Origin of the sequence: Falsiroseomonas sp. HW251, assembly GCF_050563545.1 — a bacterium.
Lineage (GTDB): Bacteria > Pseudomonadota > Alphaproteobacteria > Acetobacterales > Acetobacteraceae > Falsiroseomonas.
In genome coordinates this window covers 297920-310804 of sequence record NZ_JBNXUM010000002.1, presented here as the reverse complement: position 1 = coordinate 310804, position 12885 = coordinate 297920, and the positions used below count along the sequence as shown (strand labels likewise).

Genomic DNA, 12885 nt, shown 5'->3' with positions numbered 1-12885 from the left:
GCGGTCAGGCTAGGCCGCGACGGGCCGGCGCGCCATGGCAATGACGAAGCGGTTGGCGACATAGGCGGCATCCGTCAGGCAGGACGTGCCCGAAGGGTTGGCGCCGGAGACGTGGTAGTCGCTGAAGGCGGCGGACTGGTTGACGAAGAGCCCGCCGGTCAGGTTCTCGCTCAGCGCCACGCCGGCGCGGGCGAATTCGTGCTCGGCCGTCGCCAGGAACGCGTCGTCGGTGCTGTGGACCAGCGCGGTGATGGCACCACGGGCGCGGGTGGAGCTCGCGGCCATGCTCAGCGCCTGCTCCGCGTCGGGGCAGGCGATGAGGAAGGCGATGGGGCCGAAGCGCTCCTCGCCCCAGGCTGCGCCGGCATCGCTGTCGGTCGCCACCAGCAGCGGCGTCGCGGTACGCGCCGCGTCCTGGCCGGGGATCGGCGCGGAGTCCCGGATGACCTCGCCGAGCCGCCGCGCGGCCGCGATGCGCTCGAGCGTGGCGGGGTTCTGGATGGCGCCGGCGATGCCGACGGCGCGCGCGGGATCCGCCAGCAGCGCGTCGAGCGCTGCGGCGAGCCCGGCGCCGACCTGCTCGTAGGATTTGTGGCCCTCGTTGGTCGCGATGCCGGCCCTCGGCACGAAGATGTTCTGTGGCGCTGTGCACATTTGTCCGCTGTAGAGGGCGAGCGAGAAGGCGAGGTTGCGGCAGAGCCCGGCGAAGTCGTCGGTCGAATGCAGCACGACGGGGTTGATCCCCGCTTCCTCCGTGTGCAGCGGCTTGCGGCCGCCAATGTGCTCGCGGAGCCAGTTCCCGAAGGCGGGGCCGCCCGTGAAGTCCACGATGCCGATGGCGGGATGCGCCGCGAGCTCGGCCGCGAGCGGCTGCTGCGCCGTGTCGGGGGCGAGCTGGACGATGTCGGCAGGAAGCCCTGCTTCCGTCAGCACCTCGCGCGCGATGCGGACGGTGATCGCAAGCGGCAGGATCGCCGCGGGATGCGGCTTCACGATCACCGCGTTGCCGGTGGCGAGGCTCGCGAAGATCCCGGGATAGCCGTTCCAGGTCGGGAATGTCGCGCAACCCACGACCAGACCGATGCCGCGGGGGACAGCCCGGAAGGTCTTGCGGATTGTCAGCGTCTCCTTGCCCATCGGCTTGGACCAGGTGACCTCGCCGGGGATCTTCGACAGTTCCTCCATGGCGTAGGCGACGGCTTCGAGCCCGCGGTCCTGCGCATGCGGGCCGCCGGCCTGGAAGGCCATGGCCCAGCCCTGGCCGGTGGTGTGCATCACGGCCTGCGCCATGAGGAAACTCTGGCGGTTGAGGCGATACAGGATCTCGAGGCAGATGCCGGCGCGGTGCGATGCGGGCGTCGCTTCCCAGGCGGGCTGCGCGGCCTCGGCACGGGCGACGAGCGCCGCGACGTCGAGCGCGGGATAGGTGATGCCGAGCGACGGGCCCCAGGGCGAGGTCTCGGCGCCGACCTGGTTGGGGCCGGGCTCGAAGGGCTTGTCGAGCAGCGCCTGGAACGCGGCCTCGCCTTCGGCCTTGGCCGTCTCGCCGTAGATCTTGCCGGACGGCGTCTCGGGGTAGGCCGAGAAGAAGATGCGGCTGCGCGCGGCGGCGACGGCCTGGTCGAGGATTGCCTGGTGCCTGGTCGAGAGAGCGTCTGCGCCCATCGCCTCCTCCCTCTTCCGCCGTTGACGCGGTGCTGGGCGCGAGAATAGATTGACTGAACGCTCAGTCAATACACGAAAATCGTATACCAGTTCGAGGGGAGGATGCGGATGTCCGAATCGCCGCTGCTGGTCGAGCCGAGGCCAGGCTACCGGAAGCTGACGCTGAACCGGCCGCAGAAGCTGAACGCCTTCGATGCCGGCCTGCACCAGGCGCTGTTCAAGGCGCTGGAGGAAGCGGCCTTCGATCCGGCCTGCCGCGCGGTGCTGCTGACCGGCGCGGGGCGGGGGTTCTGCGCGGGGCAGGACCTGGCGGAGCCGGGGCTGACGGGGCCGGAGGCGGACCTGGCGGGCGTGATCGAGCGCGGGTGGAACAGGTTGATCCGCGCGATCCGAGCGCTGCCGAAGCCGGTGGTTTGCGCGGTACATGGCGTGGCCGCGGGCGCGGGCGCGTCGGTGGCGTTCGCGTGCGACATCACCCTGGCGGCAGAGACCGCGAAGTTCTCGCAGGCGTTCATCAAGATCGGCTTGGTGCCGGATTCCGGGGCGACCTGGACGCTGCCGCGGCTGGTGGGGCCGGCGCGGGCGCGAGCCTTGGCGATGCTCGGGGATACCATCACCGGCAGCGAAGCCGCGGCGATGGGGGCGGTGTGGCGCGCGGTGCCCGAGGACAAGCTGATGGAGGAGGCGGAGGCGCTGTGCGCGCGCCTCGCGCGGCTGCCGGCGAAGGCGTTGGCGGAGACGAAGCGGATCCTCGATGCGTCGGAGGGCAATTCGCTCGACGCGCAGCTCGATCTCGAGGCGAAGGTGCAGCTCCAGCTCGGCCGCAGCCATGACTACGCCGAGGGCGTGAACGCCTTCGCGCAGAAGCGCGCGCCGCGCTTCGAGGGCGCGCCGGAATGACACCGCAAGCCCTGGCCGAGGCCTGCGCGGAGGCGATGTGGGCCGACGACCACGCCTCCGCCGGGCTCGGCATGAGGATCGCGCGCGTCGCGCCGGGCGAGGCCGAGCTGACCATGACAATCGAGCAGCGCATGGTGAACGGGCATGGCATCGCGCATGGCGGCTTCATCTTCGCCCTCGCGGACTCCGCCTTCGCCTTCGCCTGCAACAGCTTCAACCGGCGCGCCGTCGCGCAGTCCAACACGATCACCTATCTCCGTCCCGCGCGGCTGCACGACAGGCTGACCGCGCGCGCGGTGCAGACGCAATCCGCCGGCCGCAGCGGCATCACCGACGTCACCGTCCTCGACCAGGAAGGCCGCGTCGTCGCCGTGTTCCGCGGCCTGTCGCGGACCATCGAAGGCCATCTCGTGGAGGTCACGCCATGACCCGCCTCGGCGACCCGCCGCCGGCCGATCTGCTCGACGACGCCGAGCGCCTGTCCCTGCCGCAGCTGCGGGCGCTGCAGCGCGAGCGGCTGGCCGAGACGCTGGCGCATGCCTATGCCAAGGTCCCGCATTACCGCCGCGCCTTCGACGCCGCCGGCCTCACGCCGCTCGATTTCCGCGACCTGCCGGACCTCGCGAAGTTCCCCTTCACGACCAAGGCGGATCTTCGCGACAACTATCCCTTCGGCATGTTCGCCGTGCCGCGCGAGAAGGTGGCCCGCATCCATGCGTCGTCGGGCACCACGGGCAAGCCGACCGTCGTGGGCTACACGAGGAAGGACATCGAGACCTGGGCCGCGGTCGTCGCGCGGTCGATCCGCGCCTCCGGCGGCCGGCCCGGGATGATGGTGCATGTCGCCTATGGCTACGGCCTCTTCACCGGCGGCCTCGGCGCGCATTACGGGGCGGAGGCGCTGGGCTGCACCGTCATCCCGATGTCGGGCGGCATGTCGGAACGCCAGGTCCAGCTCATCACCGACTTCAGGCCCGAGATCATCATGGTGACGCCGAGCTACATGCTCGCCCTGCTCGACGAGTTCCGGAAGCAGGGCATCGACCCGCGTTCCACCAGCCTTCGCATCGGCATCTTCGGCGCCGAGCCCTGGACCGAGGCGATGCGCGCGCAGATCGAGGAGGCCTTCGACATCCACGCCGTCGACATCTACGGCCTGTCCGAGGTGATCGGCCCCGGCGTCGCCAATGAGTGCGTCGAGACCAAGGACGGCCCGCATATCTGGGAGGACCATTTCTACCCCGAGGTCATCGACCCCGCGACCGGCGAGCCCGTGCCGGAAGGCGAGCCCGGCGAGCTGGTCTTCACGAGCCTGACCAAGGAGGCGATGCCGATCATCCGCTACCGCACGCGGGACCTGACGCGGCTGCTGCCCGGCACCGCGCGGCCGGCGATGCGGCGGATGCAGAAGATCACCGGCCGCAGCGACGACATGATCATCCTGCGCGGCGTCAACGTCTTCCCGAGCCAGGTGGAGGAGCAGATCCTGCGCGTCCCGAACCTGGCGCCGCACTACCAGCTGATCCTCACGCGCGAAGGCCCGATGGATGCCATGACCATCGCCGTGGAGTGCGAGCCCGGCGCGAGCGAGGCCGAGCGCGCGGCGGCGGCGAGGACGCTCTCGCACCACGTCAAGGCGATGATCGGCGTGAGTGCCGCGATCGAGGTGCGCGATCCCGGCGCGATCGAGCGCAGCCTCGGCAAGGCGCGTCGTGTCGTGGACAAGAGGAAGCTTTAGCATGAGCCCTCAGACGCGTCACGCCGGGGGCGTGCTCTTCGCACGACGCGCGGCCTCCGGCGGCTTGGCTTCGTCGTGCCGAAGGCACGCCTCCGGCGTGACGCACTTGCCGCGGCGCGCATTCGCGCGCTCGGCCCGCTGCTCGGGCCGCCTGGAGCTTCGCTGATGGCCCGGACCCGCGCCGCCGACCACGACCAGAGGCGGTTCACCATCCTGATGCACGCGGCCGAGCAATTTGCGAAGCACGGCTATGACCGCGCGAGCCAGGCGATGATCGCCAAGGCGGCCGGCGTGTCGAAGACGCTGGCCTATCACTACTGGCCCGACAAGGAAGCCATGCTGTTCGAGGTGCTGGAGCATCACCTCCGGCGGCTGGTGGACATCGCGCGCATCGCGCCGAACCTCGACATGGCGCCGCGCGAGCAGCTGGAATCCTTCGCGCGCATGCTGCTGGAGGCCTACCAGGACGCGGACGCCGTGCACCGCGTGCAGATCGCCTGCCTGTCGCTGCTGTCGCCCGAGCGCCAGGCCACGCTGAAGGCGATGGAGCGCGAGATGGTGCAGGCCGCGGCCGGCATCATCGCGGAGCTGCATCCCGGCACGCCCGAGGCGCTGCTGAAGCCGCTGACGATGAGCTTCTTCGCCATGCTGAACTGGCACTACCTCTGGCACCGCGAGGGCGCGGCGCTGTCGCGGGAGGATTACGCGACGGTGGTCGCGGCGATGATCGCGTCCGGCACGCCGGGCGTCACCGAGGCGTTCCGCGGGCGCCTGAAGCCGAGGGTCCGGCTGCCGGAAGACGCGCGCTGAGAGACCGCCTGGGAACACCGGGCGGGTCGGCGCCGCGGGTCGGCTCCGCCCCGGCGTCGTGGCCAGGCTTGCCGATGCAATCAGCGGGGCGGTGCCCGGCGCCTGGCCGTGACGACGGATCCCCGGCGGATCCTCGGCCGCCGGTAGTCCCGAACGGTCCCTGAGCGTTCCGGGCGGCCGGTTCGCCGCTTCGGCGTTCCGCCTTCGCGGATCGGGCGCTAGGCTGGCGTGCCGACCAAGGGGAACGCCGCCATGCCCGACCTGCCGATCACCGGGTGGCACGCCCATATCTACTACGACCCCGCCGCGACGAAGGAGGTCGCGGCGGCGCTGCGGGAGGGGATTGCGCAGCACTTCCCCGCCGCGGTGCTCGGCCGCTGGCACGATGTGAAGGTGGGGCCGCATCCGCAGGCGATGTACCAGGTGGCCTTCCCGCCCGAGCTGTTCCCGACGCTGGTGCCGTATGTCGCGCTGAACCGGGCGGGGCTGGCGGTGCTGGTGCATCCCGAGACGGGCAGGCAGAAGGCGGACCATCTGCACCACGCGCTGTGGATGGGGGAGGTGTTGCCGTTGGATGCGAGCGCCTTGCCGGACTGAGTCCGGCAAGACGCTTGATCGGATGACCGGAGGGCCGCAGGCCCGTAGGTCTGAATCCGATCATCCACGTAGTTGCCCCCAGCCCGCTGAATTCGCTTGCTTTTAGGACTTTAGTCTTTTAGCATTTTATCCCTAAAGCCGGTGCTTCTGCCGGCTTGGACAGGGAGTGGCTGGTCATGCCGAGGGTGCTGAAGGTTTCGCCGCAGCGGCAGGTGACGCTGCCGAAGGACGTATGGGTAGCGATAGGCAAACCATCCTACGTCGAGGCGGAGATTGTCAAGCAGGATCTGGTGATCCGGCGGTCGTCGTACCTGACGCTGGAGGAGGCCGAGCAGGCCTGGGGGAAGCAGGGGATCACGCGGGCGGTGCTGGTGGAGGCGTTGAAGATCGTGGAGGGGAAGGAACGAGACAAATAAACATTCACGATCTGAGCTATATCGTCCTGCGCAGTGCGTTGGATGTCGCTGCCAAGGAACCGCTCAAGCGTGTTGCAGGCGTAAACTGGTTTGGGTTAGCTTCATTCGCTTGTAAGCCCTTGATGACGTCAGGCACAAGATGAAATTCGCAAAAGCCTACCGCTCCGGAATGAAAAAATCAGCACGCATTGTAACGTTAGACAACGTTGCAAAAGTCAGTGCTGTTGTCACACCGCTATTGCTTGGCATTGGGGGGTGGCAGATGACGAGAATTGCTCAAGAACGCCGAGAACCGCTCGATACCTACAAAGAAACATCCTCGCAAATCGGAACGCTCTCCGTTTCCGACGTTGCAAAGCAGAGAGACATACTCTTTTCAACCATGCAATTAAATCGAATTGATCTCGTACGCCGGATAGCAGCATACATTGATGCGCGAATTTCCTATGAACTAATCAAAGAAGAGAATTCAATTGTACGCTCGACTCCAAATAACAGTGCTAGAGCCCTGCAAATAATTGAGAAACGTGCAAACTTCGAGAGAATTCGACAAGAGGTGTTTGAGCCCTTGATTGTTGGCGCATTGCAGTCAAATGAGGAGGAAGTTGCCCAAGCCATAATCTTATCGGTTCCTGGATCGGCTTCATTTCGCCAGCGCATTGATGCCGGTAGGGAAGACGTTAGGGATATTGCGGGCCGCGCAGCGTCGAGTCCGGGTGCGGGAATCCCGCTTTCACTCCTAGACTTTGCGGTGTCCGCACAGGCGGAGGGAGTGGTCCGGCTGTTGCTAGATCGGGGGGTCGAGCCGGGATTTTGGACTATCAACCGCGCGATTTCGACGAGGAATGAACGGCTGCTACGCGATGTACTGGAAAAGTTGCGTCGCAACTCAGCGATCTCGTTCGCCGTCTGGTCATATGCGGCAAAATACGCAACGCCGAATCAAATTGACATCATTGCATCTGCAGGACTTGCAAATGATACTGGAACAATAATAGGCGAGTCACCAATACTGGTGCAGGCGGCACAAGCCTATAGATTTGATCTGATACCAAATTTGGTGCGAGCGGGCTTTTCACCCTTGAGGTCATCAGTAGACGCAAGAGACGAAATAATTAATCTGACAACAAAAAGTTTTGAGTCAGGCTTTATCGGAAGGACAAGGCAGGAAGAAATACAGTTCGAAAATACTATTCACGCATTGTGTCAGGAATACTTAAGAACGAGGAGAAGATTTTCTGATTTGCGTAGTCAATTTAGATTTCTGGAGTCCGTTCAGATGAAATTAGATGCGTCGGTCGCAAGTGTATTTTCCGCGATATTACCATTTGGTGGCGTTGAAACTATAGATTGTCTTGGAGAATTCTACGGACTTCGTCGATTTTCATCTGAGAGACAATACGCATTGCTGGTGGATACGTTATTCCGAAATGAAAGGCCGGCGAGACTTCTCAGAGAGCGCTTCGGCTTTCCTCTTCACCTCGTTGACGCGCAAGATGTCGGGTTGGCGCACATTGCGGCCGAAAGAAATAATCCAGAACTTTTATATTATTTAGACAGAAATGGTGTTAATTTGCGCACTAATGATCGCAATGGAAGATCGCTATGGGCGTATGCGATAGATAGCCGTTGGTCCAGAATTTCAAATGAGAGCAACGTGATGTTTCGAATTGAACTCGAGGATTTTGATCGATTGGTGAGAGCGATAGTGCGTCGTATTCCCATAAATTCACTTGATGGCCGTGGATGGGCGCCTCTGCATTATGCAGTACAGCAGGGCGATTTTAATAAGATAAGAGTTTTGTTAGAATATCAGCCGCCCCTTAATCAATTGACAAGGGATGGCGATAGTGTGCTTTCCCTCGCGCGAAATCCCGAACTATTCATCGCACTATATGGCCTCGGTGCGCGTGCCCCGGGTGTCATACCAATCTGCCAAAGAGCTAATGAGCTAACCTCATGGATTCGTACCAATGGAAGCTTGTATAGGCCAATAAATGCCACCGAAGCGAATTGGGACCCAGAGTCTGCTGTGCGTGAGGCTGCCAAGAACTGCACATGACAAGAATCTGGTTGGCTCGCGGCCTCCGCGGCGCATGCTCTATCACCGGAGGCAGCCTCAATACCGAACGCCCGGTACGTCGAGCACGTGCGAGCAACGGATCTGCAGGACGCGGCTTCTGCCGCGCGGCGTAGCCGCCTTTTCGTAGCACGACCGTTTCCAGTCGTAGCCTGTGCTGCCCCGCGGTCGATAACGTCTACGGGGGAGTAGAAGGGGCTGCCGGGCCGATCACGCAGCAGTCCGGTCAGCCGGGCTGCTGCGGCACTAAATGACCGCTTCGGCACCCTCACCCCACCCTAGTCACCCGCCACACCGCATTCGACACGTCATCCGCCACCAGCAGCGCCCCCTTCCGGTCCACCGTCACCCCCACCGGCCGCCCGCGCGTACTCCGCGCGCCGGTCAGGAAGCCCGTGACGACATCCACGGGCTCGCCCACCGGCTTGCCGTCGCGGAAGGGGACGAAGACCACGCGGTAGCCCACGGGCTCGCGGCGGTTCCAGCTGCCGTGCTCGCCGACGAAGACGCCCTCGGCGAAGGTCTCGCCCATCGCCGCATTCGAAAACGCGACGCCCAGCGCCGCGACATGCGCGCCCAGCGCATAGTCCGGCGCGATCGCGGCCGCGACCAAGCCAGGGTTCTGCGGGCGCACGCGCTCGTCCAGGTTCTGGCCCCAATAGCTGTACGGCCAGCCATAGAAGGCGCCCTCGCGCACGCGGGTGAGGTAGTCCGGCACCAGGTTCGGGCCGATCTCGTCGCGCTCGTTCGCGACGCACCAGAGCTCGTCGGTGCCGGGGCGGATGGCCAGCGCGGTCGGGTTGCGGATGCCGGTGGCATAGGGGCGGTGCGCGCCGGTGCGGGCGTCGATCGCCCAGATCATGGCGCGGTCGACCTCCACCTCCATGCCGCGCTCCGTGATGTTGCTGTTGGAGCCGATGCCGACATAGAGCGTCCGCCCGTCCGGGCTCGCCGCCAGCGACTTCGTCCAGTGGTGGTTCACGGCGGAGGGCAGGTCGGTGACCAGGCGCGGCGGGCCGGCGGCGCTTGTCTGGCCCTCGGCGTAATCGAAGCGGACCAGGCTGTCCTGGTTGGCGACGTAGAGCGCGCCATTGGCGAAGGCCAGGCCATAGGGGGCGTTCAGGCCCTCGGCGAAGATGGACCGCGTCTCGTAGGTGCCATCGCCGTCGGCGTCGCGCAGCAGCGTGATGCGGTTGCCGCCGCGCACCGTCGTCTTGCCCAGCGCCTTGATCCAGCCCGCGATGAAGTCCTTGGGGCGGAGGGGGGATTCGCCGCCGCCGGTGCCCTCGGCGACCAGGATGTCGCCGTTCGGCAGGACCAGCGTCTGGCGCGGGATGCGCAGGTCTGGCGCGATGGCCTGGATGCGGTAGCCCTGCGGGACGGTCGGCAGGTCCTCGCCCCAGGCGGTGGGGCGGGGGATGGTCATGTCGGGCAGCAGGCCGCGATGCGGCTCGGGCAGGGTGGGGGAGGCGCCCCGCGGCTCGGAACCCGGGTTCTCGTCGCAGGCGGCAAGCCCGGCTGCGGAGGCGAGGAGAAGGGTGCGGCGGTTCATGCGGCGTCTCCGGCCCGGCGGGCATGGGCGAGCCAGAAGGCGACGATGGCGAGAAGCGAGACCAGGCCGGAAAGCCAGAGCGCCTCCGGCATGATGGCCCAGGCGTCCTTGCCGTGGACGAAGGCGTTGACCAGGCCGAGCAGCCACATCGCGGCGAGGGTCGCGAGGTAGAGAACGGCGCGGCCGGTGCGGCGGCGGATGGCGTCCACCAGCGCCCAGAGCACGGCGAAGCCACCGACCAGCAGCGCGCCGGCGATCATCCAGGATGCGAAGTTCGCCCACTGGACCTCGAAGCTCCGCCAATACGCGAGGTCGGCGAGGAAGGCGCCGAGGAAGAGCGGCAGCGGGAAGGCCAGCAGCATCGCGTGCAGCGGGTGCAACGGGCGGGCGGGCGCGTGCAGGGTTGTGGCGGACATCAGGCCTCTCGTCCCGCGGGATGCCTGCCGAACGGGGCGGAGGGGGCGCGGGTTGCCAGGCCCTGCCGCCGGGCATGGCGTCGCCGGCCGTCGAAGGCGGAACCTTCCCGGTCCGGATTGCGGACGCGCGCGCGCAGGTGACATGCCATAAGGTCCCGATCTGGCAGTGCCTGGGGATCCCCTGATGAGTTCCGGTGTCCGCCCCGCCGGGGCGACGAGCCCAGGCGGGGCGGCCAGGCCGGTGCGTCCGTCGTCCTCGGCCCCGGTGCCGTGGACGGCGTCGTGGCGCCCGCGCGTGTCGGCGCGGCTCGGCGCGGTGCTGGCCATCGCGCTGCTGCCGCTCGTGCTGTTCGGCGGCTATGCCGCCATGAAGGCCGACCAGGGCCGCCGGGCCGAGGTCGAGTGGCGGCTGCTCGAGGTGGCGCGCACGATCGCCAGCGCGCTGGACGCCGAGATCCGGGTGCGCATCCGCGGCGCCGAGCTCCTCGCCATGACGCCTGCCTTCGACCGCTTCCCGGACGTGCCGGCCGAGGACATGCAGGTCCTGCTCCAGCGGCTGCGGGACTTCGCCCCGGGCATGGGCGAGTTCGCCAGCGTCTGGCGGCTGGACGGCCCGGTCCCGATCCGCATCGCCAGCGCCCGCGCACCCCTGCAGCGCCTCGCCGAGCCCGTCGTCACGCCGGAAGTCGCTTTGGCGATCCGCGGGGCCGCGGAGGAGCGCCGGCCCGTGGCGAGCGACATGTTCTGCTTCGGCGGGGATTGCGGCTTCATCGTCGCCGTGCCCGTCCTGCGCGGCGACCGGGCGGTGGCCGCGGTCACCGTCGCCCTGCTGACCCGGCACGTCCAGGCCCTGCTGGCCGCCCAGGCGCTGCCGCGGGATGCCGTGGCGTCGGTGGTGGACGGCCGGTTCCGCGTCGTCGCGCGCATTCCCGAACGCCACATCGGATCCGAGGCCGGGCCCGACTTCCAGCTGGCCGCCAGCGGCGAAGCCTCCGGCCTGGTGCGCCTGACCTCGCTCGACAGCACGCCGGTGATCGCGGCCTTCACGACGCCGCTGTCCGTCCCGGCCTTCCGGGCCAGCGTCGGCGCCCCCGCCGCTGCCATCGAGGCGGAATGGCGGCACACGCGCGCGCTGCTGGTGGCCGGCGGCGCCATCGCGCTCGGGGTCGCGGTGACGGCGATCCTGCTGTGGGACCTGCAATGGAGCCGCACGCGGCAGCGGATGCAGGACCAGGAAGCGCATCTCGGCATCGCCCTCGCGCAGTCCGGCCTGGCGACCTGGGAGGCCGACCTGCGCACGGGGATCGCGACATGGTCGCCGCAGCATTTCGACATGCTGGGCTATCCGCGGGATCCGGATGGACGGGCGACGCCGCGCATGTGGTGGGACGCGGTCCACCCCGAGGACATCGAGGCGGTGCGGGAGCAGTGGCGCCTCGCTGAGGCGCATCCCGACGGGGTGCTCCGGCTGAACTACCGCCTGGTCCGCCAGGACGATGGCGAGGTCCGCTGGTTCGAAAGCATCGGGCGTATCCTGGAGGACGGCCGCACGATCGGCGTGCTGGTGGACGAGACCGAGGCGCGGCGCGACGAGCAGGAGCGTCTTCTGCTGGCGCGCGAGGTGGACCACCGCGCCAAGAACCTGCTGGCGGTCGTGCAGGCCATGGTCACGATGACCCGCGCCGGCGATGCGGAGACGCTCCGTGCGGCGCTGCTCGGGCGCGTGCTCTCGCTGGCCAAGGCGCACGACCTTCTGGCGCGCAACCGCTGGACCGGCTCGACCCTGCGCGAGCTTGCCGAGGCGGAGCTGTCGTCCTTCGGCGCTGCCGTCGAGCTCGACGGCGAGGAGGTGGCGCTGCGCGCCCATGCCGTGCAGTCGCTGGCGATGGTGCTGCACGAGCTCGCCACCAACTCCGTGAAATACGGCGCGCTGTCCTCGGCCGATGGGCGGGTCGTGCTGAGCTGGGACGCGTCTCCGACGGGGCTCGAGATCCGCTGGACGGAACGGCACGGCCCGCCCGTGCAGCCGCCGCTGGCGCCGGGCTTCGGCACGCGGATGATGTCGCGCGTGCTCGCCCAGGTCGGCGGTTCCGTCGAGTTCGCCTGGGACATGGAGGGCCTGTCCGTGCGCCTCGGCGTGCCGGCGTCCTGCCTCGGCCGGCCTTGACCGCGCGCCGGGCGACGGAGGACGGCGCGACGATGTCCATCCGCTTCGGAGCAGAGGCATGACGCAGCGCGTCACCGTCACCCTCGACGACGACACGGCCGGGGCGCTCGACGCCTTCATGGCGCGCCGCGGCTACGCCAACCGGTCGGAGGCGATGCGCGACCTGATCCATGGCGGCCTGGCCCGCGCCGCGGAGGAGGCCGGCGACCCGCCGGGCGATTGCGTGGCGGTCGTGTCCTTCGCCTACGACCACGATGAACGCGAGCTCGGCCGGCGCCTGCTGGACACGCAGCACGCCCATCACGAGATCGGCGTCGCCACCCTGCACGCGCATCTCGACGCGCATCACTGCGTGGAGGTCGCGCTGCTGCGCGGCCCCGCGCGCGAGGTCCGCCCCTTCGCCGAGGCGCTGATCGCCGAGCGCGGCGTCCGCCTCGGCCGGCTCAACCTGATGCCGGCGCCCGGCGGGGCACATCGGCACGATCGAGGTCATACCGCCGAGCCCATGGCCTGACCTGCGGCCCGCGTTCAAACGCGAGACGGC

12 protein-coding genes are annotated in these 12885 nt (G+C 67.6%); 9 read left to right on the top strand and 3 right to left on the bottom strand.

The window, feature by feature from the left end; genetic code table 11:
* Nucleotides 1–9: 9 nt before the first annotated feature.
* Nucleotides 10–1665 carry a phenylacetic acid degradation protein PaaN gene (paaN, locus tag ACLF3M_RS03375; protein ID WP_430655426.1) on the bottom strand — a complete coding sequence of 552 codons (1656 nt, stop codon included), beginning with the start codon at nucleotides 1663–1665 and terminating at the stop codon, nucleotides 10–12.
* 108 nt (nucleotides 1666–1773) lie between these two features.
* Between paaN and ACLF3M_RS03370 the strand changes: the two genes are divergently transcribed.
* From ACLF3M_RS03370 to ACLF3M_RS03340, 7 genes are all read left to right on the top strand, one after another.
* A complete protein-coding gene (locus ACLF3M_RS03370; RefSeq protein WP_430655425.1) occupies nucleotides 1774–2565 on the top strand; it encodes an enoyl-CoA hydratase-related protein in 792 nt (263 codons plus the stop codon).
* Nucleotides 2562–2993: a hydroxyphenylacetyl-CoA thioesterase PaaI gene (gene paaI / locus ACLF3M_RS03365; RefSeq protein ID WP_430655424.1), complete on the top strand. Its 432-nt coding sequence runs from the start codon at nucleotides 2562–2564 to the stop codon at nucleotides 2991–2993. The genes ACLF3M_RS03370 and paaI overlap by 4 nt, the downstream gene beginning before the upstream one ends.
* Entirely contained in the window at nucleotides 2990–4303 is a 1314-nt protein-coding gene (gene paaK, locus ACLF3M_RS03360) for a phenylacetate--CoA ligase PaaK (protein WP_430655423.1), read from the top strand. Before paaI ends, paaK begins: the two co-directional genes overlap by 4 nt.
* 165 nt (nucleotides 4304–4468) lie before the next feature.
* Complete coding sequence (locus ACLF3M_RS03355) at nucleotides 4469–5113, top strand: TetR/AcrR family transcriptional regulator (RefSeq protein ID WP_430655422.1); 645 nt, start codon at nucleotides 4469–4471, stop codon at nucleotides 5111–5113.
* Nucleotides 5114–5365: 252 nt separating this feature from the next.
* Nucleotides 5366–5710, top strand: coding sequence for a DOPA 4,5-dioxygenase family protein (locus tag ACLF3M_RS03350; protein ID WP_430655421.1), 345 nt, complete (start codon nucleotides 5366–5368; stop codon nucleotides 5708–5710).
* A gap of 176 nt (nucleotides 5711–5886) precedes the next feature.
* A complete protein-coding gene (locus ACLF3M_RS03345; protein WP_430655420.1) occupies nucleotides 5887–6126 on the top strand; it encodes a hypothetical protein in 240 nt (79 codons plus the stop codon).
* Between the two features lie 139 nt (nucleotides 6127–6265).
* Nucleotides 6266–8188, top strand: a complete 1923-nt coding sequence (locus ACLF3M_RS03340) for a hypothetical protein (RefSeq protein ID WP_430655419.1) — start codon at nucleotides 6266–6268, stop codon at nucleotides 8186–8188.
* A gap of 286 nt (nucleotides 8189–8474) precedes the next feature.
* Here ACLF3M_RS03340 and ACLF3M_RS03335 read toward each other — a convergent pair whose 3' ends face one another.
* Nucleotides 8475–9758, bottom strand: coding sequence for a PQQ-dependent sugar dehydrogenase (locus tag ACLF3M_RS03335; protein WP_430655418.1), 1284 nt, complete (start codon nucleotides 9756–9758; stop codon nucleotides 8475–8477).
* Nucleotides 9755–10174 (bottom strand): DUF2231 domain-containing protein, encoded by a 420-nt coding sequence (locus tag ACLF3M_RS03330; protein ID WP_430655417.1) that lies wholly within the window; start codon nucleotides 10172–10174, stop codon nucleotides 9755–9757. Before ACLF3M_RS03330 ends, ACLF3M_RS03335 begins: the two co-directional genes overlap by 4 nt.
* Nucleotides 10175–10358: 184 nt before the next feature.
* Here ACLF3M_RS03330 and ACLF3M_RS03325 point away from each other — a divergent pair, with 184 nt between their 5' ends.
* Both ACLF3M_RS03325 and nikR read left to right on the top strand, forming a co-directional pair.
* Nucleotides 10359–12341: a sensor histidine kinase gene (locus ACLF3M_RS03325; protein WP_430655416.1), complete on the top strand. Its 1983-nt coding sequence runs from the start codon at nucleotides 10359–10361 to the stop codon at nucleotides 12339–12341.
* Nucleotides 12342–12399: 58 nt separating this feature from the next.
* Nucleotides 12400–12855, top strand: a complete 456-nt coding sequence (gene nikR / locus ACLF3M_RS03320; protein ID WP_430655415.1) for a nickel-responsive transcriptional regulator NikR — start codon at nucleotides 12400–12402, stop codon at nucleotides 12853–12855.
* Nucleotides 12856–12885 lie beyond the last annotated feature (30 nt).

What these genes read in the sequence shown, in the direction of transcription:
- paaN (WP_430655426.1), bottom strand. Translation starts at nt 1,665, where the DNA reads ATGGGCGCAGACGCTCTCTCGACCAGGCACCAGGCAATCCTCGACCAG.
- ACLF3M_RS03370 (WP_430655425.1), top strand. Translation starts at nt 1,774, where the DNA reads ATGTCCGAATCGCCGCTGCTGGTCGAGCCGAGGCCAGGCTACCGGAAG.
- paaI (WP_430655424.1), top strand. Translation starts at nt 2,562, where the DNA reads ATGACACCGCAAGCCCTGGCCGAGGCCTGCGCGGAGGCGATGTGGGCC.
- paaK (WP_430655423.1), top strand. Translation starts at nt 2,990, where the DNA reads ATGACCCGCCTCGGCGACCCGCCGCCGGCCGATCTGCTCGACGACGCC.
- ACLF3M_RS03355 (WP_430655422.1), top strand. Translation starts at nt 4,469, where the DNA reads ATGGCCCGGACCCGCGCCGCCGACCACGACCAGAGGCGGTTCACCATC.
- ACLF3M_RS03350 (WP_430655421.1), top strand. Translation starts at nt 5,366, where the DNA reads ATGCCCGACCTGCCGATCACCGGGTGGCACGCCCATATCTACTACGAC.
- ACLF3M_RS03345 (WP_430655420.1), top strand. Translation starts at nt 5,887, where the DNA reads ATGCCGAGGGTGCTGAAGGTTTCGCCGCAGCGGCAGGTGACGCTGCCG.
- ACLF3M_RS03340 (WP_430655419.1), top strand. Translation starts at nt 6,266, where the DNA reads ATGAAATTCGCAAAAGCCTACCGCTCCGGAATGAAAAAATCAGCACGC.
- ACLF3M_RS03335 (WP_430655418.1), bottom strand. Translation starts at nt 9,758, where the DNA reads ATGAACCGCCGCACCCTTCTCCTCGCCTCCGCAGCCGGGCTTGCCGCC.
- ACLF3M_RS03330 (WP_430655417.1), bottom strand. Translation starts at nt 10,174, where the DNA reads ATGTCCGCCACAACCCTGCACGCGCCCGCCCGCCCGTTGCACCCGCTG.
- ACLF3M_RS03325 (WP_430655416.1), top strand. Translation starts at nt 10,359, where the DNA reads ATGAGTTCCGGTGTCCGCCCCGCCGGGGCGACGAGCCCAGGCGGGGCG.
- nikR (WP_430655415.1), top strand. Translation starts at nt 12,400, where the DNA reads ATGACGCAGCGCGTCACCGTCACCCTCGACGACGACACGGCCGGGGCG.